At 68.0% G+C, this 23,705-nt stretch carries 25 protein-coding genes; 11 read left to right on the top strand and 14 right to left on the bottom strand.

Annotated elements, in window-relative coordinates:
* The first annotated feature begins 23 nt into the window (after nt 1-23).
* On the top strand, nt 24-755 hold the full coding sequence (locus tag IU452_RS35540; RefSeq protein ID WP_195113633.1) for a ZIP family metal transporter: 732 nt from the start codon (nt 24-26) through the stop codon (nt 753-755).
* Nucleotides 756-831: 76 nt separating this feature from the next.
* Entirely contained in the window at nt 832-1,986 is a 1,155-nt protein-coding gene (locus IU452_RS35535; protein WP_195113632.1) for a S1C family serine protease, read from the top strand.
* A 7-nt stretch (nt 1,987-1,993) separates the two neighbouring features.
* Here IU452_RS35535 and IU452_RS35530 read toward each other — a convergent pair whose 3' ends face one another.
* The 11 genes from IU452_RS35530 to IU452_RS35480 form a co-directional block, all read right to left on the bottom strand.
* Entirely contained in the window at nt 1,994-2,563 is a 570-nt protein-coding gene (locus tag IU452_RS35530) for a vitamin K epoxide reductase family protein (RefSeq protein WP_195113631.1), read from the bottom strand.
* Nucleotides 2,560-3,345 carry a DsbA family protein gene (locus IU452_RS35525; protein WP_324193009.1) on the bottom strand — a complete coding sequence of 262 codons (786 nt, stop codon included), beginning with the start codon at nt 3,343-3,345 and terminating at the stop codon, nt 2,560-2,562. Before IU452_RS35525 ends, IU452_RS35530 begins: the two co-directional genes overlap by 4 nt.
* 124 nt (nt 3,346-3,469) lie before the next feature.
* A complete protein-coding gene (locus IU452_RS35520; RefSeq protein ID WP_195113629.1) occupies nt 3,470-4,318 on the bottom strand; it encodes a polyphosphate kinase 2 family protein in 849 nt (282 codons plus the stop codon).
* A gap of 65 nt (nt 4,319-4,383) precedes the next feature.
* The gene (locus tag IU452_RS35515) at nt 4,384-5,091 is read right to left on the bottom strand and encodes an ESX secretion-associated protein EspG (RefSeq protein WP_195113628.1); all 708 of its coding nucleotides are present in this window, start codon (nt 5,089-5,091) and stop codon (nt 4,384-4,386) included.
* Nucleotides 5,091-5,666 (bottom strand): hypothetical protein, encoded by a 576-nt coding sequence (locus IU452_RS35510; protein ID WP_195113627.1) that lies wholly within the window; start codon nt 5,664-5,666, stop codon nt 5,091-5,093. The genes IU452_RS35515 and IU452_RS35510 overlap by 1 nt, the downstream gene beginning before the upstream one ends.
* Nucleotides 5,663-6,055 (bottom strand): hypothetical protein, encoded by a 393-nt coding sequence (locus IU452_RS35505; RefSeq protein WP_195113626.1) that lies wholly within the window; start codon nt 6,053-6,055, stop codon nt 5,663-5,665. The genes IU452_RS35510 and IU452_RS35505 overlap by 4 nt, the downstream gene beginning before the upstream one ends.
* Nucleotides 6,056-6,216: 161 nt before the next feature.
* A complete protein-coding gene (locus IU452_RS35500; protein WP_195113625.1) occupies nt 6,217-7,668 on the bottom strand; it encodes a lipase family protein in 1,452 nt (483 codons plus the stop codon).
* A 127-nt stretch (nt 7,669-7,795) separates the two neighbouring features.
* Nucleotides 7,796-8,443 carry a class I SAM-dependent methyltransferase gene (locus IU452_RS35495; RefSeq protein WP_195113624.1) on the bottom strand — a complete coding sequence of 216 codons (648 nt, stop codon included), beginning with the start codon at nt 8,441-8,443 and terminating at the stop codon, nt 7,796-7,798.
* Between the two features lie 43 nt (nt 8,444-8,486).
* Nucleotides 8,487-9,728 carry a saccharopine dehydrogenase family protein gene (locus IU452_RS35490; RefSeq protein WP_195113623.1) on the bottom strand — a complete coding sequence of 414 codons (1,242 nt, stop codon included), beginning with the start codon at nt 9,726-9,728 and terminating at the stop codon, nt 8,487-8,489.
* 26 nt (nt 9,729-9,754) lie between these two features.
* Nucleotides 9,755-11,200, bottom strand: a complete 1,446-nt coding sequence (locus IU452_RS35485) for an ABC1 kinase family protein (RefSeq protein ID WP_195113622.1) — start codon at nt 11,198-11,200, stop codon at nt 9,755-9,757.
* Between the two features lie 133 nt (nt 11,201-11,333).
* The gene (locus IU452_RS35480) at nt 11,334-12,005 is read right to left on the bottom strand and encodes a TetR/AcrR family transcriptional regulator (protein WP_324193008.1); all 672 of its coding nucleotides are present in this window, start codon (nt 12,003-12,005) and stop codon (nt 11,334-11,336) included.
* A 330-nt stretch (nt 12,006-12,335) separates the two neighbouring features.
* On the opposite strand from IU452_RS35480, the gene IU452_RS35475 reads away from it, so the two are divergent.
* From IU452_RS35475 to IU452_RS35450, 6 genes are all read left to right on the top strand, one after another.
* Nucleotides 12,336-13,598: a DUF445 domain-containing protein gene (locus tag IU452_RS35475; RefSeq protein ID WP_228819312.1), complete on the top strand. Its 1,263-nt coding sequence runs from the start codon at nt 12,336-12,338 to the stop codon at nt 13,596-13,598.
* A 93-nt stretch (nt 13,599-13,691) separates the two neighbouring features.
* Entirely contained in the window at nt 13,692-14,234 is a 543-nt protein-coding gene (locus tag IU452_RS35470; protein ID WP_195113619.1) for a helix-turn-helix domain-containing protein, read from the top strand.
* The gene (locus IU452_RS35465; protein WP_195113618.1) at nt 14,231-14,896 is read left to right on the top strand and encodes a heparin-binding hemagglutinin; all 666 of its coding nucleotides are present in this window, start codon (nt 14,231-14,233) and stop codon (nt 14,894-14,896) included. Before IU452_RS35470 ends, IU452_RS35465 begins: the two co-directional genes overlap by 4 nt.
* Nucleotides 14,897-14,960: 64 nt before the next feature.
* Nucleotides 14,961-15,254 carry a DUF2516 family protein gene (locus IU452_RS35460; protein WP_195113617.1) on the top strand — a complete coding sequence of 98 codons (294 nt, stop codon included), beginning with the start codon at nt 14,961-14,963 and terminating at the stop codon, nt 15,252-15,254.
* Between the two features lie 144 nt (nt 15,255-15,398).
* Complete coding sequence (locus IU452_RS35455) at nt 15,399-16,418, top strand: alpha/beta fold hydrolase (protein WP_195113616.1); 1,020 nt, start codon at nt 15,399-15,401, stop codon at nt 16,416-16,418.
* A 304-nt stretch (nt 16,419-16,722) separates the two neighbouring features.
* Complete coding sequence (locus IU452_RS35450; RefSeq protein WP_195113615.1) at nt 16,723-17,757, top strand: alpha/beta fold hydrolase; 1,035 nt, start codon at nt 16,723-16,725, stop codon at nt 17,755-17,757.
* A gap of 376 nt (nt 17,758-18,133) precedes the next feature.
* Here the strand turns inward: IU452_RS35450 and purU are convergent, their stop codons facing one another.
* Together purU and IU452_RS35440 are read right to left on the bottom strand one after the other, a co-directional pair.
* Nucleotides 18,134-19,024: a formyltetrahydrofolate deformylase gene (purU, locus tag IU452_RS35445; RefSeq protein WP_195113614.1), complete on the bottom strand. Its 891-nt coding sequence runs from the start codon at nt 19,022-19,024 to the stop codon at nt 18,134-18,136.
* A gap of 35 nt (nt 19,025-19,059) precedes the next feature.
* Nucleotides 19,060-19,605: a GNAT family N-acetyltransferase gene (locus tag IU452_RS35440; protein WP_195113613.1), complete on the bottom strand. Its 546-nt coding sequence runs from the start codon at nt 19,603-19,605 to the stop codon at nt 19,060-19,062.
* A gap of 103 nt (nt 19,606-19,708) precedes the next feature.
* On the opposite strand from IU452_RS35440, the gene deoC reads away from it, so the two are divergent.
* Nucleotides 19,709-20,395 (top strand): deoxyribose-phosphate aldolase, encoded by a 687-nt coding sequence (deoC, locus tag IU452_RS35435; protein ID WP_195113612.1) that lies wholly within the window; start codon nt 19,709-19,711, stop codon nt 20,393-20,395.
* A gap of 8 nt (nt 20,396-20,403) precedes the next feature.
* On the opposite strand, the gene IU452_RS35430 is transcribed toward deoC, so the two are convergent.
* Nucleotides 20,404-21,162: a DUF2993 domain-containing protein gene (locus IU452_RS35430; protein ID WP_195113611.1), complete on the bottom strand. Its 759-nt coding sequence runs from the start codon at nt 21,160-21,162 to the stop codon at nt 20,404-20,406.
* Nucleotides 21,163-21,278: 116 nt separating this feature from the next.
* Between IU452_RS35430 and IU452_RS35425 the strand changes: the two genes are divergently transcribed.
* Both IU452_RS35425 and IU452_RS35420 read left to right on the top strand, forming a co-directional pair.
* Nucleotides 21,279-21,887, top strand: a complete 609-nt coding sequence (locus IU452_RS35425) for a hypothetical protein (RefSeq protein WP_195113610.1) — start codon at nt 21,279-21,281, stop codon at nt 21,885-21,887.
* A 96-nt stretch (nt 21,888-21,983) separates the two neighbouring features.
* Nucleotides 21,984-23,477, top strand: coding sequence for a hypothetical protein (locus IU452_RS35420; protein WP_195113609.1), 1,494 nt, complete (start codon nt 21,984-21,986; stop codon nt 23,475-23,477).
* Nucleotides 23,478-23,705: the final 228 nt, after the last annotated feature.

Here is a 23,705-nt window from a genome sequence, read left to right as displayed (position 1 = left end):
TCCGGATGTCACATGCTGTTGCGATGGCGATTGTGCTGGCACTCGTTTCCATGTGCTCGACGCTGGTCGGCGGGCTCATGGCGATTCGCATCGGTGACCGCAAACGTCTGGTGCTCGGGCTGGCTGCGGGGGTCATGCTCGGCGTGGTCGCCTTCGATCTGCTGCCGGACGCGCTGGCCGAGTCGACGTATGTCGTCGCGGGCGTGCCCGGTGCGCTGATCGCGGCCGTGGTCGGCTTCTTCACGGTGCACATCATCGAACGGGAGATGGCCATCCACGTCGGCCACGAGCACGACTTCGGCAGCCACACCCACGACTTCCAGTCGGTCGGCCTGCTGGCGGCCTGCGGGCTGATCTTCCACAGCATGCTCGACGGGCTGAGTATCGGCGTCGGATTCCAGGCCGAGGCCGCGCTCGGGATCTCGGTGGCCATCGCGGTGATCTGCCACGACTTCGCCGACGGCTTCAACGCCTTCACCATCCCCACCCTGTACGGCAACGCGCGTCGTCGAGCCATGGTGCTGCTGTGGCTCGACGCGCTGGCCCCGGTGCTCGGCGCGGTGATCGGAACCCTGATCCGGGTGCCCGCCGATCTGGCCGGTCTCTACCTGGGGTATTTCTCGGGCTTTCTGCTGTATCTGGCGACGGCCGACATTCTGCCCGAGGCACATTCGGGCAAACCGTCGCGCCTGGTGCTGCTGTGCACGGTCGCGGGTGCGGCATTCATGTTCGTCGTGGCGGCCCTGAACCGGTGACGGCGTACCGTTGTTTTGGTACACATAAGAGCACAATCGCCGGAGCCCTACGGGCGCGCACGAGGCGGGAGTGTCCATGGACGACGGACAGCGGTGCGGAGAGCATCGGGTCGGTACGGATACGGCCGATGTGCACAGTGCGACTTCGACGGGTGTCGGCAGGGTGGGCCGGACCGTCGCATTACTGCTGGCCGCCCTCCTGGCGGGGGTGGTTTTCCTCGGCTATCGCGGCGAGCTGCCGCAGTGGCCCTTCGGGCTCGGCGACTCCTCGGCCACGCTTCTCGGCCCGCCGCTGCCCCCGATGGATCCGGCCGCGGTGGCGGCGGCCGTGCAACCGGAACTGGTCAACATCAATGTCTCGATCCGGCCGAGCGGGATCAACGCCGCCGGCTCGGGCATCGTGCTCACCGGCGACGGCCAGGTGCTCACCAGCCACCATGTGATCAAGGGCGCGGACGTCATCACCGTCGGCGATATCGGAAACGGCATCGAATATCCCGCGACCGTGCTCGGTTACGACTCCACCACCGATATCGCCCTGTTGTCGCTGGCCGATGCGGGAGCCCTGGCGGTGGCCCGGATCGGCAGCTCGGCGGGGTTGCGGCTGGGCGATGAGATCCTGGCCATCGGCAATGCGGGCGGCACCGGCTCACCCACCGTGACACCCGGGACCGTGACCGCGCTGGGCAGTTCGATCGTGGCGCGCGATGCGGCCGATCTGTCCCGCAAATCGCTCACCGGAATGATCGAGGTGGCCGCGCCGGTGGCGTCCGGCCAGTCCGGTGGCGCACTGGTCGATCGGTACGGCGCGGTGGTCGGCGTGATCACCGCATCCTCCGGCGAGGTCGCCAAGGCCGCCGGACGGGCCAGCGGCTATGCGGTGCCGATCGATACCGCGATGACCGTGGTGCGCCAGATCCGTTCCGGCACACCCACCGACACCGTGCACGTGGGTCCGACCGCGACCCTCGGCGTACTCACCTCCGACGCCGGACAGCCCGCGGGCGCCCGCATCGACGTCGCCCTCTACGGCCAGCCCGCCTATGCCGCCGGACTCGTTCAGGGCGAGATCATCACCGCGGTCGACGGCCGCCCGGTCACCTCGGTGCAGTCGCTCAAGGCCGTCCTGAACCTGCGCAAACCCGCCGACGCCGTCAGCCTGGACCTCGTCCGGCCCGACGGCTCCCGCCGCACCGTCACCGTGGTGCTCGCCGTCGGGCCCCCGAACTAGTCCCGAACTAGTCGAACAGCGACGTCCAATAGGTCTGGAAACGCAGGAACACCAGCAGCACCACCACCGCGTAGAACACGGCCACGAAGGTCCAGCGCCATTCGACGACCACCCGCAGCGGTCCGCGGGCATTGCCCCACAGTTGATTCGTGGTGACCGCCAATAGGATCGGCGTGATCGCCCATACCACCATGCAGTAGGGGCACAGGGCGTTGATCCGGTACAGGCTCTGGAAGATCAGCCAGCCGATGAACCCGATACCCAGGGCCAGGCCCAGCCACAGGCCGCCCCAGAACCATTGCGGGAAGCTCGAACCGGCCACCGCGAGCACCGCGAGGGTGACCACCACCGAGAACCCGACCACGCCGATCAGCGGATTGGGGAAGCCGAAGATCGCGGCTTGGTGGGTGGTCATGACCGACCCGCACGCCAGCACCGGATTGATGCTGCAGGACGGCCGGTAGTCCGGGTTCTCGAACAGCTTGAACCGTTCGACCGTCAATGTCACCGAGGCGATCCAGCCCGCGAGTCCGCCGATCAGGAGGATCCACGCGGTGCGTGCGGGTGCTGCGCTCACTTCGCGGCGGCCTCTATCTTCTGGCGCAGGGCGTCGGGCATCAGATCCTGGCCGGTGACCCGCTGACCGTTGACGAAGATCGTCGGCGTCTGGTTGATGCCGGCATCGATCGCCTCGTTGGTGACCTTCTTCAGCGAGTACTTGGTGTACTTCTGATCGGAAATGCACTGGGCGGTGGCGGGATCGGTGTAGCCGGAGTCCTTGGCGATCTGGACCAGCTTGTCGTCGGGCAGGCCGCCCGCGCCCTCCGGCGGCTGCTGCTTGAACATGTTCGCCAGCCAGCCCTGGAACTTGGTGGGATCGGCCTCGGCCACACAGTAGGCGGCGCTGGCCGCGCGCGAGGAGTAGTGGGAGTTGCCGCCGGAGTTCGGGTCCAGCATGGCGATGATGTTGTAGTCGACGGCGACCTTGCCGGAGTTCACCATGTCGGTCAGCATCGGACCGTTGGCCTGCTCGAACATCTGGCAGGCGGGGCACTGCAGATCGGCGACGACGCGGACGACCGGCTTCGCACCGGCCTTGCCGATGCGGATCGAGCCGTTGTCGGTGATCGATGCGGTGACGGCATCCGGGCTCGCGGGTTGCGCGGTGATCGTGGGCGTGGGGCCGGGATCGTTCTTCCTGGCCTGCTTGACAGCGATGCTGATCCCGATAGCGGCGATCAGGCCGATCAGCACGACCGCGACGCCGACCTGGATGAGGATCGTGCGGGTACGGTCGGTACGCTTCACCGATGCCAGCGCGCTCTTACCCCGCGGATTCCGGCTCACCTTAGAGTTCACCACGCCTTCCTGTGTTCGTGCGGACACCCGTTCCGTGCCGCCCCGATCGTACGGGCGACGCCCGTTTCTCGCCGACCCCGCCCGGACACATGATTCCCCGCGAACCTGAGAGATCCCCGAGACCTTATGCTTCGGCCAGACGCTTCTTCTGCTCGGCGACGTCGAATTTCGCGTCCGGCCAGGTCAAGTCGAGCCCGTGGAGCGCGTCGATGAGCAGTTCGGTGACCGCGAGGCGGGAGTACCACTTGCGGTCGGCGGGCAGGACGTACCAGGGCGCGTACTCGGTGCAGGTGCGCTCCAGCATTGCCTGGTAGGCCTCCTGGTAGGCGGGCCAGTAGGCGCGCTCGTCGATATCGCCCGGGTTGAACTTCCAATATTTGTCGGGGCGTTCCAGACGCTGGGCCAGCCGCTTCTTCTGTTCGTCGAGGGAGACGAACATCGCGACCTTCACCAGCGTGGTTCCGGCGTCGACGAGTTTGCGCTCGAAGGTGTTGATCTCGGTGTAGCGCTTGCCCCACACCTCGGGCGGCACCAGATTGTGCACCCGCACCACCAGCACATCCTCGTAGTGGGAGCGGTCGAAGACGCCGAGCTGGCCGCCGCGCGGCAGCCGCTTGCGGATGCGCCACAGATAGTGGTGGCGCCGCTCCTCGGCCGTCGGCACCCCGAAGGCGGCATGATCGACGCCCTGCGGGTCCACCGAGCCGATCACATGCCGCACGATGCCGCCCTTACCCGCGGTGTCCATTCCCTGCAGCACCAGCAGCACACTGCGCGGATCACCCGAGCGGCCGTTGGCGTACAGCTTCTCCTGCAGGTCCGACAGCACCACGCTGCGCTGCTCCAACAACTTCTCCCCGGACGCCTTCCCGCCTTTGAACCCGGGAGTGGCCGAGGTATCGAGCTCACCGACCTTCACACCATCGGCCTGCAGCGCCTTCGTAACCGGCATGAACCAGGGAGATTTGGGCATGCCACGCAGTATGCCCCGGCCAAAAGCACGCCGGGGCGACCAAAGACGAGTGTCGCTTCCAAGGGTCACTGCACGCAGGCCAGGCGCAGGAGGTGGGTGGAGAACTCGGCGTCGCTGACCGGGGTGAGGGTCAGATCTGCGGCGGTGGTGAGCAGGTAGCGGCCGTCGCCGGTGAAGTCGAGCCAGGTGCGGTAGCGGGTGGGGGGAGACATCGGATTGTCGGGGGCGACGGTGACGGTGATGAATCCGCGCGCGTCGACCGGTTCCCGCAGTTTTCGGCGGAAGCGAGCGGCGTTGCGGTGGCCGTTGGTGCGGTGGGGCGGTTTGCCCTCCGGGTTCAGCACGGCGTCCTGCGGTTCCCGCATCGGGCCGTGCCGCCCGGGCGGGGCGGAGCCGATCACCTCCATCAGCTTGTCGCCGACCGCGCGGGCGTGGCACACCAGCACGACCACCGCATCGGGCCGCGCGATCAGCAGGCCCGCGTGATTGTGCACCACGGCGGCGAAGGCGAGGATTCGCTCCGGTTCGCCGACCGTCCGCTCGCCGGACACCGTGATGACGGTGGCATCGGCCCGTGCGCACAGCAGCAGCGCGGCCGTGAGATCCGGGTCGACGTTGCGGGTGTAGCGGTGGCGCAATCCGAGTGCGGCATATTCGGATTCGGTGCGCGCGGTGGTCGCCGGGATCATATTTACGGGGTAAGGCCGACGGTCCAGACCGGTCTCCCCGGCCCAGACGTGCGTGAACTCGTCCGGGGTCAGCACCCACTTCACTACCGAAGACCCCCGCTCGAGCCGGGCCCGGTCGGCGCCGGTGCGAACCTCGGCACGCGGTCACCGGATGCGGGCAGGCTCGGATTGTAGAGATAAGTCATGACGTCGCGCACGTCGGCGAGCGTCGCCGCGGCGGCCAGGTCGTACTCCATGCGGCGCTGTCCGCCGTGCACGGCCTCGGCCGCCGGATCGTCGAGGGGCCGATAGGGCGGCGGCGGGGGCGGGATGGCATCCCGAATCGACTGCGCCACTTCGGCATCGGCCTCGAGCAGGTGCTGCAGGGCATCACAGACCTCGGGCACCACCAGCCCGCGCGCGACGAAATTGCGAGTGGCCCGCACGGCCGCCTCCCGGCTCTGCCCGCCCCACCGGGCGAACTCGCGGTCCACGGTATCGGAGAAGACGCGGAAGGCCTCGCCGACGAGTTCGGCATTGTGGCGCCAGGAGTCGGCGACCCGGCCGAGGGCGCTCGGATCGAGCGCCTCGTGGACCAGATCCCAGATCTCCTGATGGGTGAAGGCGCCGAACACTTCTCGATCCGGCACGTAGGGCGGATCCACGCCGTACTCGTTCACCGGCGGCCCTCCAGCTGCGCCGCGACGAGTTCCAGCGCGGCCCGGCCCGCGGCCTCGGCCTCGTCGAACTGCTTGGCCGCGGCCAGATAGGCGGCCTTGAACAGCAGGGCGGTCTCCTGGAATGCGGTGATGGTGTCGAGGAATTCGCGACCCTTCGCGGCGAATCCCTGTGCCAAGGCACGCCCCGACGGCAGGTTGGCGAAGCCCGAAACGGCCGTGACCGGATAATGGCCGATCCGAGCCTTCTCCAGATCATCGACGAGCCGATCGCAGGCCGCGGCGAGATTGCGCGCCACATCCTCGGCGATTTCGAAGACCACGCCGCCGGAACCCGTTGCCGCGGCATACAATTCGCGGGCGGCCTGCTGTCCGGTGTCGGGTACCCCCACTCGTGCTCCCCTTCCAGTCGCCGCGAACCCGCCCGTTCCGGTTGGCGACCCTACCGGACCATGATCTGTGACGAGCGGCATCGCCGTTGTGACCCGCCACACCATTCGAGTCGCTATCCCCGGGTAATCCCTTGGGGCAGGCGAGTTTTCCCGACTCCGCTTCAGCGGCCGGCGCCGAGCGCCTGACCCAGCATGGTCTGAACGACGGTGACCACGAACTCGGGCAGCGCTGCCAACCCGGCCGGGTCCATCAGGGTCGACGCAACCGTGGTGGTCGTGCAGCCCGAGCCGGGGGCCGGTCCGCGTCCGGACAGCACCCGGTCGAGCCATGCGAAGGCGGGACCGGCGGCGGTTGCCGCGACGATGGTGTGGTCGCTGACCAGGTCGGGCAGGGCGTCGCGGACGTAGGTGACCGAGGCCCCGTTCGCGCAGTAGGTATCGACCAGACGGTCCGTGGCGGCGATCGGGCTGATCTCGTCGTTGACCCCGTTGACCACGTACAGCGGAGCGGTGGGAGTGGCGGCCCCGCGGGCGCGTTCCGCGATCGCCTGTTGGATGACCGGGTCGGCGAGCACCTGATCCATCGATACAGTCATGAACTGTTCGACCCGGCGGAACATATTCTTCAGCACGGTCTTGTTGACGCAGTCGTTGGCCGCTTCGGCGATGATGGCGCGCCCGGACGGCGTCAGGTATTGATCAATGCGGGCGGCCAATTCCGGGGAGTCCTGGGCCAGGGACGCGACGCCGAGTGGTATCAGCCCGGCCAGCACGCGCCCGTTGACCGATCGCAGGGCGGTCGCGAAATCGTTCACCGGTGCGCCGAGCACGGCACCGGCGATGTTCAGCTCCGGCGCGTACTCCGGCTGCAGTTCGGCGGCCCAGTTGGTGGTGATACCGCCGCCGGAATAACCCCACATGGCGGTCCTGGTGGCTGTGCCGGGCAGGCCGAGCGGGGCGAAATGCTGTGCGGCGCGGATACCGTCGAGGGTGGTATAGCCCATGACGCGCGGGGTGAGGAAGCGATTGTCGATACCGCTGGCATCGGGAATCGTGACCGCCCACCCCTTGGCCACCGCGGCCGCCGCGAGGGCGAATTCCAATGGCGGAAGGGCCCATCCGGACTGTTTCGCGTTGTCGAACAGGTCCAGGGGATTGCTGTGGACCAGTGAATAGGACGGCATGCAGGCGCGCCGAATCGAGTCGTAGGCCATGTGATACGACAGCAGCGGGCGCGGTTTGGTCGGTCCCTGCGGGATCATCACCGTCGTCACCGACGCATAGGGATTGCCGTCGGCGTCGGTGGTCCGGTACAGCAGCTGCCAGCTCTGCACGTGCACCGGGAACAGCTGCAGCGCCTTCACCACGACCGGGCGGCTGCGCAATATCGTGCCCGGTGCGGTGTCCTCATACCCCGGGGGAGGAAGATAGAACGGGTCGTCGTCGCCTTGAGCGATCGGCGTGGCGGCGTTATCGGAATCCCCTGCCGCCGTGGTGGTCCCGGGCTCGGCCGCCGCCATCGGTGACATAGCCGTCGCGCCGGTCAGCATCGCCGCGCAGACCGCCAGCGCCATTGTCATCGAACCCCACCATCGGCCGATCGATGCCGCCATCGTGCACCCTCCCCGCTCCGATTCGACTCCCGTGCACCTACGGTAACGCGTTACAGATTCGGATCTGGTCAGAATGCAAAGGTTGTCGCCCCGGCACTCTTTGTCATCCCGGCATGCTCACTTCTCGTCATCCCGGCATGCTTTTAGCCGGGAGGGAGCCGCTGACATATTGCAGCAGGCCGTGGACCTGCTGGTCGATTTCCACCAATCCGTTCTGGGAGAACAGATTCGGGAAGGTGTCGAGATCGAACAGGCGCAGCCCGCCCGCCCCGCCGACGAGCGTGCTGACCCGGCCGAACCAGTCGTGGCTGCGGTGGCTGGTGCTGATCGCGATGCGTCCACCGGGAGCCAGGACCCGGATCATCTCCCGGGTGGCCACCAACGGTTCCGGGATCAGATAGAGCGCTCCGAAACAGCACACCGCATCGAAACTGCTGTCGGGGAAGGGAAGTCGGCGTGCGTCGCCGCGCACATAGGCGACCCGCGGGCCGGAGTTGTCCGCCCGCGCCTGCCGCAGCATGGCGGCGGAGAAGTCGACGCCGACCGCGAAGCCGTCGCCGGAGAGCCGCTCGCTCAGGAAGTGCGTGATATTGCCGGGCCCGCACGCGACATCGAGAACCCGGCTGTCGGCGCGCAACCGCAGCGTGCGCGCGGCGTCGCGCCGATCGGCCTGCATGGTGCGGCCGGTGGCCAGGAAGAACGTCGCCGGACGCCACGCTCGCTCGTAGGCCAGCGCGAAGGCCGGATTGTTCATCGTGCGCCTGGCGAGGTTCACCGGCTCATCATAAGCGTGACGCGGTGTCACACAAACTGGCGATTCAGGCCCGCTCGACGTCGATGGTGATCCCGGCCTTGCGCAGCCGCTCGGTCAGCGCATCGCCCATTGCCGAGGCCGGGGTGAGAATGCCCGCGAGCGGCGGCAGCTCGTCGAAGGCCAGGCACAGCCCGGATTCGCCGAGCAGCATCGAGGTGGCCTGATAGCCCGGATCGCCCTGTCCCGCGAAGGTGCACACATATTTCGCACCGGAGGAGGTGTGGGCAAAGGTCTTCATCGTGAACCAGCCGCTGCGCCGCGCCTTTTCGCTCGGCCCGGTGCCCGGCTTGGGCAGGACCCGATCCAGCAATCGCCGCCCGGCCGCGACCCGCGACAGGACGGCCCCGGCCGCCATCGTCGCCACGATGCCACCGGCCATCCCCGCCGCCACCAGCGGTGCGGCCGGGGAGGAACCGGCGCTCATGACCTCGCGATAGCGGAAGTTCTTGCCGTACACCCAGCCCAGCAGGCCGTTGGTGCGGCGCACGATCTTGGTGTTGTGCTGGGCCATGATGAACGTCGCCACCCAGCCGTCCAGGCTCGGATCGATGGTGGAGGCCCGGGCCAGCGCCTGATCGGACTGCCGGCCCACGTCGGGCTCCATCGACTTGTCCGGGCTCAGCGAATACGGATGCGACAGCACCGATCCCTTCGACGGATCGGCGGCGATCGCCTCCATCATCGCGCGCCCGGAGTCGATCGTGCCGCCGCTCACGCCGCCCTTGAGCCAGGCCACCAGGGTGGTGTCCTCGAGTTCGCCGGTGTTGTCGGCGACCGTGCGCCGGTAGAGCTGATACACGCTCAGGTCGGACGGAATCGAGTCGTAGCCACAGGAATTCACGATCTTCGCGCCGGTCGCCGCGGCCTGCTCGCCGTAGCGGTCGATACATTCGCGGATGAACAGCGGCTCTCCGGTCAGATCCGCGTAGTGAGTTCCGGCCTGGGCGCACGCCTGGACCAGCGCCAGCCCGTAGCGCAGATACGGTCCGACCGTCGTGACGACCACGGTGGTCCGGGCCGCCAGCGAGTCCAGTGCCGCCTGGTCCGACGAATCCGCCACCAGGAGCGGCCAGTCGGCGGCCGCCGGGCCCAGTTCGTCGCGCACCGCCGTCAATTTCTCCGGAGACCGGCCCGCCAGCGCGATTCGGGCTCCCTGCGGCGCCGCGGCCACCAGATAGTCGGCGGTGAGCTTGCCGACGAAACCGGTCGCGCCGAACAGCACGAGGTCGAATTCCCTGTCTGCCATGGGTTTTTACATCTCCTGACGGCTGGTCACGACTTGCGCCGGGTGCCGGACTTCTTGCGCACCGCCGCGCTCTGTTTGGTGGACCGATTCTTCTTCAATTGCGGGCGCTGCGCCAGCCACGCGTGATGTGCCTTGCCCAATTCGGTGACCGGGGGATCGCCGTAGAGCCATTCGCGGGCGATGCGATGCCAGTTGGCGGTCGCCTCGAGCTGACCGAGCACGCCGAAGGTGAGGAAATCGGCGCGGCGGGAGAACAGATGCTCCGGCGGCAGATTCTGCTGTTTCATCCCGGCGTACTCGCCGGCCCGCGGGTCGACCGCGAGAATGAAGGCGCCGCTGGCCAGTTCCGGGGTGATGGTCAGCTCCTCGTCCACCACCGCCCATTCGCACGCGGCCAGCACGTATTCCAGGCATTCCTCCGGCGTGACCGCCTCGGGCTCCTCGATGACCCCGCGGTCGATCAGCAACTGCCACAGCTCTTCCGCGCGGTCCTCGGCCGCGAATCGGATCCCGGCCATCTCGGCCTGCACATGTTTGGGATCCATCCGGTTGTAGAGGCCGAAATCGAGGAATGCGACCCGCCCGTCCTCGCCGAGCAGCAGATTGCCCGGATGCGGATCGCCGCAGAACTCGCTGAAGGTGAACAGCGACCCCATGTAGAAGCGGTAGATGATCTCGCCCACCCGATTGCGTTCGGCCGCGGGCAGTTTCCGGATCTCCTCGAAGCCGCGGCCGGGGAAGTACTCGCTCACCAGCACGCGGGTGGTCGACAGCTCCGGCATGGTCGCCGGGACCACGATGAAGGGGTGGTCGGCGTACAGGTCGGCGATCTCGCGCTGGGTGCGGGCCTCGGCGACGTAGTCGAGTTCGTTCTCGAGATTCAGGCGCAACTCGTCGAGGACGGCCGGGGTCACCCACGGCATCGCCGACTGCAGCACCCGCCGGAACATGGCCAGATTCTTCAGATCCGCGCGGACCGCCGCATCGATGCCCGGGTACTGCACCTTCACCGCGACCTGCCGACCGTCGTGCAGCCGCCCCCGATACACCTGGCCGATGGAGGCGGCGGCGATCGGCTCCGGTTCGAATTCGGCGAACACCTCCGACAGCGGGCGGCCGAAATCCTCCTCGATCACCGCGCACATGGTGTCGAAGGAGACGTTGGGGGCGCTGTCGCGCAGGACGGCCAGGCGGCGTTGGAAGCGTTCGCGATGTTCGGGCGGCACCAGATCCAGATCCAGGACCGACAGCATCTGGCCGAGCTTCATGGCCACGCCCTTCATGGTGCCGAGCACCATGACCATCTGTTCGGTGGCCCGGATCATCGACTCCTCGGCCATGCGCGCCCGCACCGCCTCCGAGCGCCCTCGCATCGAGCGCCGAGTGCGCTGCGCGCGGATGACATTGCCCGCAACGGCTACGCCCAGCTTCGTCCCGCGCGCAAGCCGGGACGTCGGCAACTCTTTCGCCATAGAGAGCAGTTCCGCCTCTCCGCGTCGTCGGGCTCCGCCCGGTCGTCGACCAGCGCGACTGTTTGCCGCCTGCTAACAGGCTGGCCGATCATGGGAGGGTCGGTCAAGGGCGGAGTTGCGCGGAACGGACCGTTCAGTCCTCGCGTTGCCGGTCCGGGTCGGGCAGGCGGTGCGGGACGGCGTTGAACTTCTCCGGCGAGCCGCCCGCGCGGACCATGCCCTCGATGGCGCTCCAGGCCATCATCGTCATGTGGTCGAGCATCTTGTCCGCCGACATCGCGCGATTGGTGATCCACCAGTCCGTTGCCAACTGGACGCCGCCCACCAGCACGTAGGCGTAGAGCATGATGCCCTCGGTCTCCACGCCCCGGTCGAAGGCCTTGTCGCGCAGCACCGCGGCCACCACGTCGGCGAACAATTTCTCGAAATCGGCCAGCGTGGATTTGTCGGTGGTGGAGCCGTTACCCATGATGAACCGGTAGACGTCGGTATCGGCGTCGACGGTGTGCACATAGGCGGCCAGCGTATTGCGGACCAGTTGATATTCGTCGAGATCGTCGCTGATCGCCTCGTAGATGCGCGGCATCAGCGTGGTTTCGACGAAACGCTCCATCGTCGCGCGGGTCAGATCGCTCTTGTCCGAGAAATACCGGTACAGCACGGTTTTCGAGACACCGATCTCCGCGGCGATCTCGTCCATGCCGACATCGCCGCCGCGTTTGCGGATCGCGGCCAGGGTGCCGTCGACCAGTTCCTCTCGCCGGTCGATCTTGTGCTGGTGCCAGCGCCGTTTGCGACCGTCCACTCGGCCTCCTCGCGCCGGAGCGCGTGTCGCTCGGTCGCCGACTTCGACGAGATCTTCGGTGGACAGGGGGATCGACTCCTCGTTTCGGGGATGCGGGCCCATCCAGCTTAAGTCTTTCCCACCAGCGATGGTCCGACTTCGGCCCGGCCGCGCTGGGGCGCGGCGGGGTGAGGGTGGTCCGATCGAGCCAGCAGAATGGAACATATGGAGCAACCTCCCGGCAGCGCCCCTGCTCTGACCGATTCGCGCACCGCCGTCGAATCACGCCGCGGAGTGGGAAACGCCACAGGCGGTCCGCCGCCCGAGCCCCCTACTTCCTTTGCCGCACTCATGGACGAGACGGGCAAACGCCGCGACCTGCGCAGGATGAAGATGGTGGCCACCGGATTCCTGGTGGCGGCGACGGTGGTCTACCTGCTCTGCTGCTGGGCCGGGTCGCGGGGATTGGGTGGCACCTGGATCGGCTATGTGCGGGCGGCCTCGGAGGCCGGCATGGTCGGCGCGCTGGCCGACTGGTTCGCGGTGACCGCGCTGTTCCGGCATCCGCTCGGGCTGCCGATTCCGCACACCGCGATCATCCGCAAGAAGAAGGATCAGCTCGGCACGAGCCTCGGCGACTTCGTGCGCACGAATTTCCTGTCGCCCGACACCGTCGTAGAGAAGGTGAATTCGGCGCAGATCTCGCTGCGGCTGGGGCGGTGGATGGCCGATCCGCAGCATGCCGCTCGCGTGTCGGAGGAGACCTCGACGATTCTGCGGGCGGTCATCGGGGCCCTGCGCGACGAGGACGTCGAGCAGGTGATCGACCACACCATCGTCAAACGCATCGCCGAACCGCTGTGGGGGCCGCCGATCGGCCGCGTCCTCACGGAGCTGTTGGCGGAGAATCGCCAGGCGCCGCTGCTGGATCTGCTGGCCGAGCGGGCCCACCAATGGGCGCTGGGCAGCCAGGAGACCATCGATCGGATCGTCATGCGCGACGCACCCTCGTGGGCGCCGAAATTCGTCAACATCCTGCTGTCGGAGAGAATTTATCGGGAATTGGTGGAATTCACCTGGAAGGTTCGTTCCCAGCCCGATCACGAGGTGCGGCTGGCGGCGACCCGCTTCCTCGAGGATTTCGCCCACGATCTGCAGTACGACGACGCCATGATCAAGAAGGCCGAACGGGTCAAGACCGAGATCATGGGCCGCGAGGAGATCACCGGAATGGCCCGGGCCACCTGGCGGGCGGCCAAGCGAATGATTCTGGAGTCGGCCGACGACCCGAACAGCACACTGCGCCGCAAGATCACCGAGAACGTGCAGCAGCTCGGGCAGCGGTTGGTCGACGAGTCCGAGTTGCGCGCCCGGGTGGACGGCTGGACCGAACGCGGTGTCCGATACCTGGTGTCGAACTACGGTTCCGAGATCGCGACCCTGATCAGCGATACGGTTGCCCGGTGGGATGCCGACGAGGCGAGTCGCAAGATCGAATTGCAGGCCGGGCGCGATCTGCAATTCATCCGCATCAACGGAACGGTGGTCGGATCGCTGGCCGGCCTGGCGATCTATGCCGTTTCACATTTGCTGTTCCCTGGCTGGTCGCTCTAACGCCCGAAGTTTGCCAAAACAGTGCTAGCAAGGTGCTTGCAAGAGTTAGCACCTCCTTTTAGAATGGACCGTACAACCGCCGGAAGGTGAGTGATGGCACAGGAGCCCGAGGTTTCCGATCAGCAGACCGGGGAATCCGCAGAAAAGACTGCGGCTGCCACGGTGGGCCGCGTAGCCAACGCGGCGCACGACATCGGAAGCTTCATCCGTGCGCAGCGAGAAGCCGCGCAAGTCTCGCTGCGACAGCTCGCACAACTGGCGGGGGTGAGCAACCCGTATCTCAGTCAGATCGAGCGCGGGTTGCGTAACCCGTCCGCCGAGGTGCTCGCGCAGATTGCCAAGGGTCTGCGGGTCTCCTCGGAGGTCTTGTACATGCGGGCGGGCTATCTCGAGCAGCGGCCGCACAGTCCCGTCCGGGACGCCCTGCTGGCCGATACGGGGATCACCGAACGGCAGAAGCAGGTGCTGCTGGACATCTACGAATCGTTCCGCCGGGAAAACGCGGGGAACGACATCGGAGGGGACGCAACGGAATCCGAGGGGGGCGTTCCCGGGGGGAACAGGGACAACGAGGTTCCGCATCACGCCACCGATGGCAGCACTACCGAAGTTCCACGCCAGGAGAACGAAACATGACCGAAGCCAATGCCACCGTGACCAAGCCGTTGTACGCGACCGTCGGCGCGGGCGACGCCCTCTATACCGCCGTCAACGACATCGTCGACCGTTTCCGTGAGCGCGCCGCCACCGCCGATGTGACCGGCCGGGTGGAGGAGGCTCGCGAGCGCCTCGCCAATCTCCCGGCCGATGTGCAGGAGCAGTTCGAGTCGCTGCGTCAGCGGCTGTCGACCCTGCCGTCCGAGCTGCCCGACGACGTGGCCGAGCTGCGCGAGAAGCTCACCCCCGAGGAACTGCGCCGGCTCGTCGACCAGTACTACCACCAGCTGCTGGACCTGTACGCGGATCTCGCCGAGCGCGGCGAGGGCCGGGTCGAGAAGCTGCGTTCGACCAACCCCGCCTTCGACGAGCAGTTCGGCAAGGTGGAGGGCACGCTGACCGACGTCGTCGAGCGGGCCGAGGATGTGCTCGGCAAGGTGACCGGTCAGGTCCGCGGGCGGCTGGGTAAGGCCGCCGAGGAGGTCGAGGAGGCGGAGTCGGTCGTCGAGGCCGAGGTCGTGTCGGTGACCAACGAATCCGCGCCGGCCGCCGCCCCGGCCAAGAAGGCCCCGGCGAAGAAGGCGCCCGCCAAGAAGGCCCCGGCCAAGAAGACCACCGGCAGCACCACGGCCAAGAAGTAAAGCGCTTCAGTAGATCTGCCCAACGCCCTCGTACTCACTGGTGTACGAGGGCGTTGCTTCTATCATGGGGGGTGTGAATCAGGTGACTGGTGCAATTCTTTTGGTGCTGTGGCTCGCAGCAATGGGTGCGGCCATCTTTGCGCTGGTCCACGCCATCAGGCAGCGTCCCGACGCTTTCACTGCCGTGGACAAGCTGACCAAGCCCATCTGGGTGACCATCCTCGCGGTGGCGTTGGGGCTGCTCTTCCTGGTCAAGGTGGTGAGCCTGCTCGGAATCATCGCCATCGTCGCGATCGGTGTCTATCTCGCGGACGTGCGCCCCAAGGTGGACGAGGTGCAGCGCGGTCCGCGCTGGTGAGGTCCGCCTCCGTCGACTTCTGACGCCCGCCGCTCCGGCTCGCCCGGTCGGCGGGCGTTTTTCGTGTCGGTTTCTCCGCGGGCGTTGGCCGGCGCGGAACGCATGGGTTACTGTGGCTATCAGTAACACACAAAGGAGTGTTCCATGCGGGCAACGCTGCCTTCCCCGATGGCGGGTCTCGCGGACCGGGTCCACGACCTGATGCGCGCGCACCGCGCCAACCTGCGGACCCGGGTCTACTCGACCTCGGAGCTCAACCCTCCGGCCGCGCCGAGCGAGGTCGTTCCCGTCGTCACGGCCGACGGAACCCGGCTGCGCGTGCACGCCTACGGACCCGCCGACGGCGATGTGATCGTCCTCGTGCACGGCTGGACCTGCTGCCTCGAATACTGGAATCCGCAGATCAACGCGTTCTCCGGGGAGTATCGCGTGATCGCCTACGATCAGCGCGGCCACGGCGAGAGCGAACTCGGAATCAGCCCGGTCACCCCCGACCTGCTCGCCGACGACCTGTCCGCCGTGCTCGCCGCGACGCTGCGGCCGGGCCAGCGGGCCGTGCTGGTCGGGCACAGCCTGGGTGGGATGACCGTCCAGGCGTGGGCGGGCCGCTATCCGAAGGAGGTCACCCAGCGGGCCGCCGCTGTGGTGCTGACCAATTCCGCCCCGCACGGCCTGATCGCCGAGACCACCGTGGTGCCGCTGTTCAATCGCGGCCTGGTGGCGCTGCCGTATCTGCTCGGCAAGCTCGGACTGGGCGCCCCGATCGTCTTCCCGCCGATCGGGCCCGTGAAGTGGGTGTTCCGCCGTCAGATCCTGAGCCTGGCCGCCACCGGCGACATCACCGATTTCGCGCTGGCCATCGTGCGGTCGTGCCCGGCGCGGGTGCGCGCGAAGTTCGGCATCCTGCTCGCCGACCTCGATCTCGGCCGCTCCGCGGTGAACCTGACCGTGCCGACCACCCTGATCGCCGGATCCAAGGACGATATGACCCCGGTGGTGCATTCCCGGCGCATCGCGGAAATGCTCAGGGAAGCAGGCAGTTTCGTCAAACTCGTCGTCCTGCCCACCGGACATCTGGGCAATGTGGAGGCCTTCGGTGAGTTCAACGCCGAACTCGCCCAGGTCCTCGCCGCCACCTACACCGCCCGCGAGGCCACGGCATAGGCCGATATCCCTCGGTGCTTGCAACGAATGCCTTCGGATCGTTGGCAATTCGTTATCCGGGACCGATGTATCGGGGATGCCCGGTCCGTCGATATGTGTTGTAGGTAACAGAGAATTTCGGGGGCTGTTCGTTCGGCGACGAATGTCGTTGCGGCGGAATGGGTATCCCGTGGAAGCGAGAGGCACGCAGAAGAAGTTCCGATCGGAAGCTGTGCACAGGCGAAAAATCGGGCGACTTCACTGCTTGCACTAGCAAGCACTGCTGCTAGCGCGGTAGTGTGCGGAGGGACACAAAGGAGTGCTCATGCTGGTGAAGCTGCCCGAGACGGTGACCGGCCTACGCAGTGGCGCCGACACCCTGACCGCCGCCTACCGCGCGCGACTGCGGTCGCGCACCTACGGCACCGCGGCCCTGAACGTCGCCCCGTCTCCCGAGATCATTCCCGTCACCACCTCCGACGGCGCCCGGCTGCGGGTGCATGCGTACGGACCGTCCGAGGGCGACGTGATCGTGTTGATCCACGGCTGGTCGTGCTGCATCGAGTACTGGAATCCGCAGATCAACGCCTTCTCCGACGAATATCGGGTGGTGGCCTACGACCAGCGCGGGCACGGTGAGAGCACGCTGGGCTCGGAGTCCTTCAGCGCCGACCAAATGGCCGGGGATCTGTCCGCCGTGCTCGACGCGGTGCTGCGGCCCGGACAGCGGGCGGTGCTGGTGGGTCACAGCATGGGCGGCATGACGATTCAGGCCTGGGCGCGGCGATTCCCGGAACAGGTTTCCCAGCGCGCCTCGGCCGTCCTGCTGGCCACCACCGCCGCGGGCCGAATTCCCGCCCGCGCCAAGATCATTCCGCTGCTGAGCGATCTGGTGCCGGCCCCGGTCTGGGTGGCGCAGACCGTCTTCGGCGCGCCGGTGCCGCTACCCGGATTCGCCGTGGCCCGTAGCCTTTTCAAGGACCGGATCATGAACCCGGCCTGCGATGCCGATATGACCGACTTCGGCCTGTCGATCGTGCGCTCCTGCCGCCCCGCGGTGCGCGGTGCGGTGGCCCGCGATCTGGCCCGGCTGGATCTGCGCGATGCCGCCGCCGATATCACGGTGCCCACCAGCGTGATCGCCGGGGAATTCGACAAGCTGCTCCCGCCGATCCATTCCCGGGAGATCGCCGACGTGCTGGCCGCGGCGGGCAGCCTGGACCGCTTCACGGTCCTGCCCACCGGCCACCTGCCCAATATCGAGGCTCCGCAGGAGTTCAACGCCGAACTCCACCGCCTGATCCGCATCTCCCGCAGCGCCACCCCAGGCCTGCGTCCGGGCAGCGCCGCGGCGTCCTAGCCCGGATGTTCGCCCAGAGCGTCAACCACCCCCGCCGGTTGACGCGTCCAGCGGGCGGACACTGGATATGACGAGGTCTTCTCCGCCGAGGACGGGGGATGAGCGGCAGCACGGTTGACCCGCGTTGCCAGCCAAGGCCGGTCAAGGGCGCCCGGTCTTGGCGCCGCCCCGCTGTGCCGCCTCCCCGGGTTTTAGGCCGTACCAGTGAGAGCCGCGGGAGTTGGTCGTAGGTCCTGCGTTGGGGGCCGGGGGAGTTTTGGGCGTGCCCGGGGAGTTACCCATGTGCTTGCGAGATCAGTTGTTGCGTTGGGTCTTTCGAGGGTGGTCCCCGAGGTTGGTACTTGGGGTGGGCGCCCGTGTTAGGTGAGCGCGCGTGTTATTCGAAGACGACGGTGCGGCGGCCGTGGACCAGGACTCGGCCCTCGAGGTGCCAGCGGAGGCCGCGGGCCAGGACTACGCGTTCTATGTCGCGGCCCTGGCGGACCATGTCGGGGACGGTGTCGGCGTGGTCGATTCGGATGACGTCCTGTTCGATGATCGGGCCTGCGTCGAGTTCGGCGGTGACGTAGTGGCAGGTGGCGCCGATGAGTTTGACGCCTCGGGTGAAGGCCTGGTGGTAGGGGCGGGCGCCGACGAACGACGGGAGGAAGCTGTGGTGGATGTTGATCGCGCGGCCCGCCCAGTGGTCGCACAGGTGGGGCGGGAGGACCTGCATGAAGCGGGCCAGGACCACGGCGTGCGGGTCGTGGGCGTCCACCAGCTCGCGGACCTGCTCGAACGCGGGGCCGCGGTCGGCCGGGTCCTTCGGGAACGGGACGTGGTGGAACTTCACGCCATGGGCGTGTGCCATCTCGGCGAGGTCGGGGTGATTGCCGATGACCGCCTCGATGGTGGCGGGCAGTTCGCCGCTGGTCGCCCGGCCGAGTAGGTCGTGCAGGCAGTGGCCGTCCCTGCTGACCAGCAGCACCGCCCGGCGTCGCGCGCCCGAGTCGAGCAGCTGCCACTCGGTGTCCGGGCCCAATTCGTGAGCCACCGCGGCGAAGCGGTCGCGGAGCTCGCTCAGCTCGAACGGCACGGTCGACGCCTTGATCGCCTGCCGGGTGAAGAACCAGCCCGAATCGGTGTCCGAGTGGTAACCGGCCTCCACGATCGAGCCCCCGAAATCGGCGATGAACGACGTGATGCGGGCGATGATGCCCGGCCGGTCCGGGCAGCCCAGCGTCAGCACGAAACGATGATCATCGGATAGGGCGGGGGTCGAGCTCATGGCTCAATCCTCGCAGGTGGGGATGGCGCGGCCGCTCAGAGGTCGTAGAACGGCTCGGCGTAGTGGAATTCGCCGACGATTCCGGATTCGTAGGTGGTCAGTCGCCGCACCTGGAAGTGGGAGGCCCAGGCCGGCTCGTCGGGCACGATGCCAAGCCGGGTGCCCGGGACGAAACCGAAACGCGGGTAGTAGTCGAGATGGCCGAGCAACCCCACGAGCGGTTCGTCCAGGGCATCGGCGGCACCGAGCGCGGCATGCATGAGCGCCGAGCCGACACCTCCGCCCTGATGGTCGGGCAGCACGCCGATCGGGCCGAGCGCCAGCACCGGAAACGGCCCCACACTCGCGCGGGTCAGGCAGACGTGCCCGACCACCCGATCGTGGACCTGGGCCACCATCGACAGCGTCGGAATCCAGCCGGAATCGCTGCGCAGGCGATGAACGAGGTCGACCTCCGCGGGATCGGCGGCCGCGCGGGGCACGTCCTCGGGCGTGCCGTCGGGATATTCGCGGGCGAACGCGGCGCGGTGGATCGTATCGATCGCGGGAATGTCGCCGGGCCGTTCACGACGGATCAGCACGGTGACATCTCCTCCCCGACGAGTGGCCCAACCAGGCCGTCCATTACGAGTGTGCGGGAAGGCCGCAGCCGCCCGCAACGGATATGTGCCAAACTCTGTCCTCATGTCCGATACCGCCCGCGAACCCGAAAACCGTGCCCTCACCCGTGGGGAGGTGGCGGCGATGATCGACCACACCCTGCTCGCTCCCGAGGCCACGACGGCCGAAGTGACCGCGACGATCGACGAAGCGCGGCAGCTGGGGGTGTACGCCGTGTGCCTGTCGCCCTCGGTGCTGCCGGTGCGCGCGCCCGGTCTGGTGCTCGCCACGGTCGCCGGATTCCCCTCGGGAAAACACCACTCGCTCGTGAAGGGCACCGAGGCGCGGCTGGCCGTGGACCAGGGCGCGGCCGAGGTCGACATGGTGATCGATATCGGGGCCGCCCTCGCCGGTGATTACAACGCGGTGCTCTCCGACATCCTCACCGTCCGCGAGGCCATCGGCGGTCGGGCGGTGCTGAAGGTGATCATCGAGGCGGCGGCGCTGCCCGACGCGGCGATCGTCGAGGTGTGCCGGGCCGCCGAACGTGCGGGCGCCGACTTCGTGAAGACCTCCACCGGATTCCATCCCGCGGGCGGCGCCAGCGTGCACGCGGTGCGGCTGATGGCCGAGACCGTGGGCGGCCGCCTGGGCATCAAGGCCAGCGGCGGCATCCGGACCGCGCAGGCCGCGGCCGAACTCGTCGCCGCCGGGGCCACCCGGCTGGGCCTGTCCCGCTCGCGCGAGGTGCTGGCCGGATTCCCGGAGTGACCCGCTGATCAGCAGTGACCGTTGCCGCCCTGCAGTTTGGTGGCGCCGCCGGTCAGATCGACCCGGATGCCGTTGTCGGTGACCTTGATGGCGGTCGGCTTCAGATCCAGCGGATAGCCCTGCAGGCTCTGGGTCATCAGGTTCACGATCCCGTCCACCAGATCGGTCGGCAGGCCGAGCCCGAGCAGCTGCGCGGACTGGGTGGAGACCTGGATCTGGTCGCCCACGATCTGCGGCTTCAGCCGCAGGTCGGCCAGGCCGCCGAGCACCTTCACGTCGAGGGTGTCGCTGCTCGGGTCCGATTGCACACCCGAGACGAGGCCGCTCAGCGTCTGCTCGATGCCGTCGTTGCTCCAGGTGGCGTAGGCGTTGGAGTTGTCGACGTCGGCGCCGCCGCGGCCGCCGTCGACGAGCGTGATGTCGTTGAGCCGGACATGCACCTTCATGCCGACCGCGGGGCCGAACTTTGCGTCGTCGCTGTCCAGGGTGACGTATTGGACCTTGTGGTCGATCGCGGTGAGCAGCAGCGGTTTCGGGCCGAAGTGCACCGAGACCTTCGATCCCAGGTCCTTCTCCACCTGGGTGGCGATGCAGCGCGCATTCTGCCTGCGGTAATAGGTTTCGGCGGCCGCGGCGGTGCCGACCACGGCCAGCACGAGAACGAGTCCGAGGATCAGCACGATCCGCCGCACGTTCCGGGGGCGCGGTTCACCGGCCGGTGCCCCGGGGGCGGGGCCGGCCGCGGTGTCTGGAGGATTCGAACTCATGGCAGCGATTCTTCCCGAGCTTTCTGAGCCGGCTCTGTGGAGCGTGTGAAGGGTTTCGACGAACGCCGGGGGCGATTGTGACATATGGCACAGGCGCCCGGCGTAGCCTGGATCACATGTCCAGCGACGTGGCCGCCAGTCGTATTCGTGACCCGGAACAGGGCTGGACGATCCTGCGACGGCTGGCCGGACGGCACGCCGGATACTTCACCACTCGGTTGGTCCTGCGGGTCGGATGCGAGGAGCGGATCCGCTCGGCGCTCGAGGAAGGGCTGGTGGCCAGGGTCGGGGTGGGGCTGCTGCGCATGGCCGATTGGCCGGAGGGTCCGCTGGACGAATATGCGATGTGGTCGGCCTGGTTCGAGGGGGAGGCCGCGGTCTCGCATCACAGCGCGGCGGAACTGCACGGGATGGGACGGTTGCGGCCGCGGTTCGTGCATATGTCGGCCGGTGCGGGGCGGGTGCCCAGCGCGCCTCGGTTGGTGGTGCTGCGGCGGGTGCTGCGCCGCGGCGATGTGGAATCGGCGGGCGCGTTCCTGGTGACGACCCCGGTGCGGACGGTCCTGGACCTGGCCGAGACCGGGATCGGGCAGGCCGCGCTGGACGAGGTGGTGGCCGATGCGGTCGCCATCCACCGCTGCGCGAGCGCCGAAATCCGTTCCGCCGCCGCCGGATTGCCGCCGCGGACCGCGGCACGGGTGCGGCAGGCGCTGGCTCGGGCGTGAAAGTCGTTGTCGCCGTAGACCTGTGATGCTCGGCGGCTATGAGAGGTGTTCGGTTCGAGTTTTGCGCGACCGCCGTTCATGGCATCGTGACCGGGTATGGGGACGGTCGGTCGTGTCATGTGGGATCTGGTCTTTCCGCCCGGGCCGCCCGACCGGATCGCGGACATGTTCGCGACCGCGGTGGTCTCCGATGCGGTGCGCCGCCATGATGCGGATCTGGCGCAGTGGGTGGAGACCTGCCGGGATTGGCGGCGCGGCTATCGCGAGGTGTTCCGTGCCATGACCGCGCTGGCGGTCAGCTCACCGGCCGCCTCGCGCGGGATGGCCGACGACGGACTGCGCGCGGTGCGGGCCGTGCTGCGGTTCACGGCGGGGCGTACCGTGGCGCCGCTGGAGGCGGTGGATCTGTCCGCGATCGGTGCCGGTGCGGTCGAATTCGACACCGAGCGCGTCGCGGGGGAGGCGAAACCGGTCGCCCGGCTGGAGGTTCCGTGGCGGGGCGGGGTGCTGGCCGGCGAGCCGCTGCGTCGGCAGTTGCGGGACTGGCAGCATCGCGGTGTGGTCGAGCCCGGCTTCGCCGCCGCCGTCGAGCGCGTGATCGATCATCCGGAGTGGTTGTCGCTGCCCGGCTTCCGGGTGGCGCTGGTCGGTGCCGCGGCGGAACTCGGTCCGCTGCAGCCGCTGCTGCGGTGGGGCGCCGAGGTGCTCGCGGTCGATCTGCCGGGACGGCTGCGCTGGCAGTCGCTGCGGGAGCAGGCCCGTGCGGGTGCGGGTGTGCTGTGGTTTCCGCGCACGGCGGATCGGCCCGGTGCCGATGTCGCCGGACGTCTTCCCGGACTTGCCAACTGGCTCGCGGCGCATACCGGATCCGAGGCCCGTCCGGTGCTCGGCCTCCACGCGTCGACACCCGGACCCGCAGGGGTGCGGCTGGCCGCCGCCTCGGATCTGCTGACCGACATCGTGTTACGCCACCGGCCGGATACGGCGCTGGCCTATCTGGGTTCTCCATTCGACTGCTATGCGGTTCCGCACGAGGTGGTGACGGCGGCACGGGAACGTGTGGACGAGAGCGGATTCGGCGGTCTCACCCGCAAAGCAACCCGCCTACTGACACGCTCTGCTCTCTGGCGCCCCGGCTACCGCCGCGAGATCCCCGACGCCGAGGGCGCACCGTGGGGCATCGTCGATCTCCTGCTGTCGTCGCTGGGCCCCCACCACGCCCTGACCCACCGATTACCGCGCTGGCGCGCACTTTCGGCCCACGCCACCGGCACCACCGTCTCCTACACGGTCCCACCCCTGGCGTGGACCCGGGCAACCACCCGAACCACCTGGCTCGCCGCGTCCTACCAGGGCTTGACCCGCCGCGGCATCGAAATCTTCGACCCGGACACCGCCCGCACCCTCCTCGCCGCCAAACTCGTCGCGGACCTCGTCACCCCACCCACCCCCCCACCCGAACCCGGAGTCCCTCTTCACCTCCGGCGCCCTCCACGGCGGCCTATGGCGCCAGCCTTACGAACCCCGCTCCCTCTTCCCGGTCGCCGCCTTGACCGGCCGCCTACAACAAACACTCCACCTCTGAACTAACCCGACCCACCCCTCCCGATTCCGGCGCGCTCCCAGCCAGCCGCACCCCATCTCGCCAAACGCACCCCGTCCAGGCCCTAGAAGGGGTGCGCCTGTCAATAAGGTGTGCGGCTGGGCTGATGCCTTACCCGAAGGGCGCTGGTGCTGCCGCACCCCGTGTTGGTAAACGCACCCCGTCCAGGCCCTGGAAGGGGTGCGCCTGTCAATAAGGGGTGCGGCTGGGCTGAT

This window comes from Nocardia transvalensis (assembly GCF_015477765.1).
In the GTDB taxonomy this organism is placed as follows: Bacteria; Actinomycetota; Actinomycetes; order Mycobacteriales; family Mycobacteriaceae; genus Nocardia; species Nocardia transvalensis_A.
Note: the sequence above shows the minus strand (reverse complement) of the source record. Positions and strands in the feature narration are given on the sequence as shown.

Coding starts and splice junctions, on each gene's coding strand:
- IU452_RS35455 (WP_195113616.1), top strand. CDS start 15,399: ATGCGGGCAACGCTGCCTTCCCCGATGGCGGGTCTCGCGGACCGGGTC.
- IU452_RS35520 (WP_195113629.1), bottom strand. CDS start 4,318: ATGCCCAAATCTCCCTGGTTCATGCCGGTTACGAAGGCGCTGCAGGCC.
- IU452_RS35475 (WP_228819312.1), top strand. CDS start 12,336: ATGGACGAGACGGGCAAACGCCGCGACCTGCGCAGGATGAAGATGGTG.
- purU (WP_195113614.1), bottom strand. CDS start 19,024: ATGAGCTCGACCCCCGCCCTATCCGATGATCATCGTTTCGTGCTGACG.
- IU452_RS35470 (WP_195113619.1), top strand. CDS start 13,692: ATGGCACAGGAGCCCGAGGTTTCCGATCAGCAGACCGGGGAATCCGCA.
- IU452_RS35500 (WP_195113625.1), bottom strand. CDS start 7,668: ATGGCGGCATCGATCGGCCGATGGTGGGGTTCGATGACAATGGCGCTG.
- IU452_RS35420 (WP_195113609.1), top strand. CDS start 21,984: ATGGGGACGGTCGGTCGTGTCATGTGGGATCTGGTCTTTCCGCCCGGG.
- IU452_RS35460 (WP_195113617.1), top strand. CDS start 14,961: ATGGGGGGTGTGAATCAGGTGACTGGTGCAATTCTTTTGGTGCTGTGG.
- IU452_RS35535 (WP_195113632.1), top strand. CDS start 832: ATGGACGACGGACAGCGGTGCGGAGAGCATCGGGTCGGTACGGATACG.
- IU452_RS35465 (WP_195113618.1), top strand. CDS start 14,231: ATGACCGAAGCCAATGCCACCGTGACCAAGCCGTTGTACGCGACCGTC.
- IU452_RS35425 (WP_195113610.1), top strand. CDS start 21,279: ATGTCCAGCGACGTGGCCGCCAGTCGTATTCGTGACCCGGAACAGGGC.
- IU452_RS35485 (WP_195113622.1), bottom strand. CDS start 11,200: ATGGCGAAAGAGTTGCCGACGTCCCGGCTTGCGCGCGGGACGAAGCTG.
- IU452_RS35430 (WP_195113611.1), bottom strand. CDS start 21,162: ATGAGTTCGAATCCTCCAGACACCGCGGCCGGCCCCGCCCCCGGGGCA.
- deoC (WP_195113612.1), top strand. CDS start 19,709: ATGTCCGATACCGCCCGCGAACCCGAAAACCGTGCCCTCACCCGTGGG.
- IU452_RS35450 (WP_195113615.1), top strand. CDS start 16,723: ATGCTGGTGAAGCTGCCCGAGACGGTGACCGGCCTACGCAGTGGCGCC.
- IU452_RS35490 (WP_195113623.1), bottom strand. CDS start 9,728: ATGGCAGACAGGGAATTCGACCTCGTGCTGTTCGGCGCGACCGGTTTC.
- IU452_RS35540 (WP_195113633.1), top strand. CDS start 24: ATGGCGATTGTGCTGGCACTCGTTTCCATGTGCTCGACGCTGGTCGGC.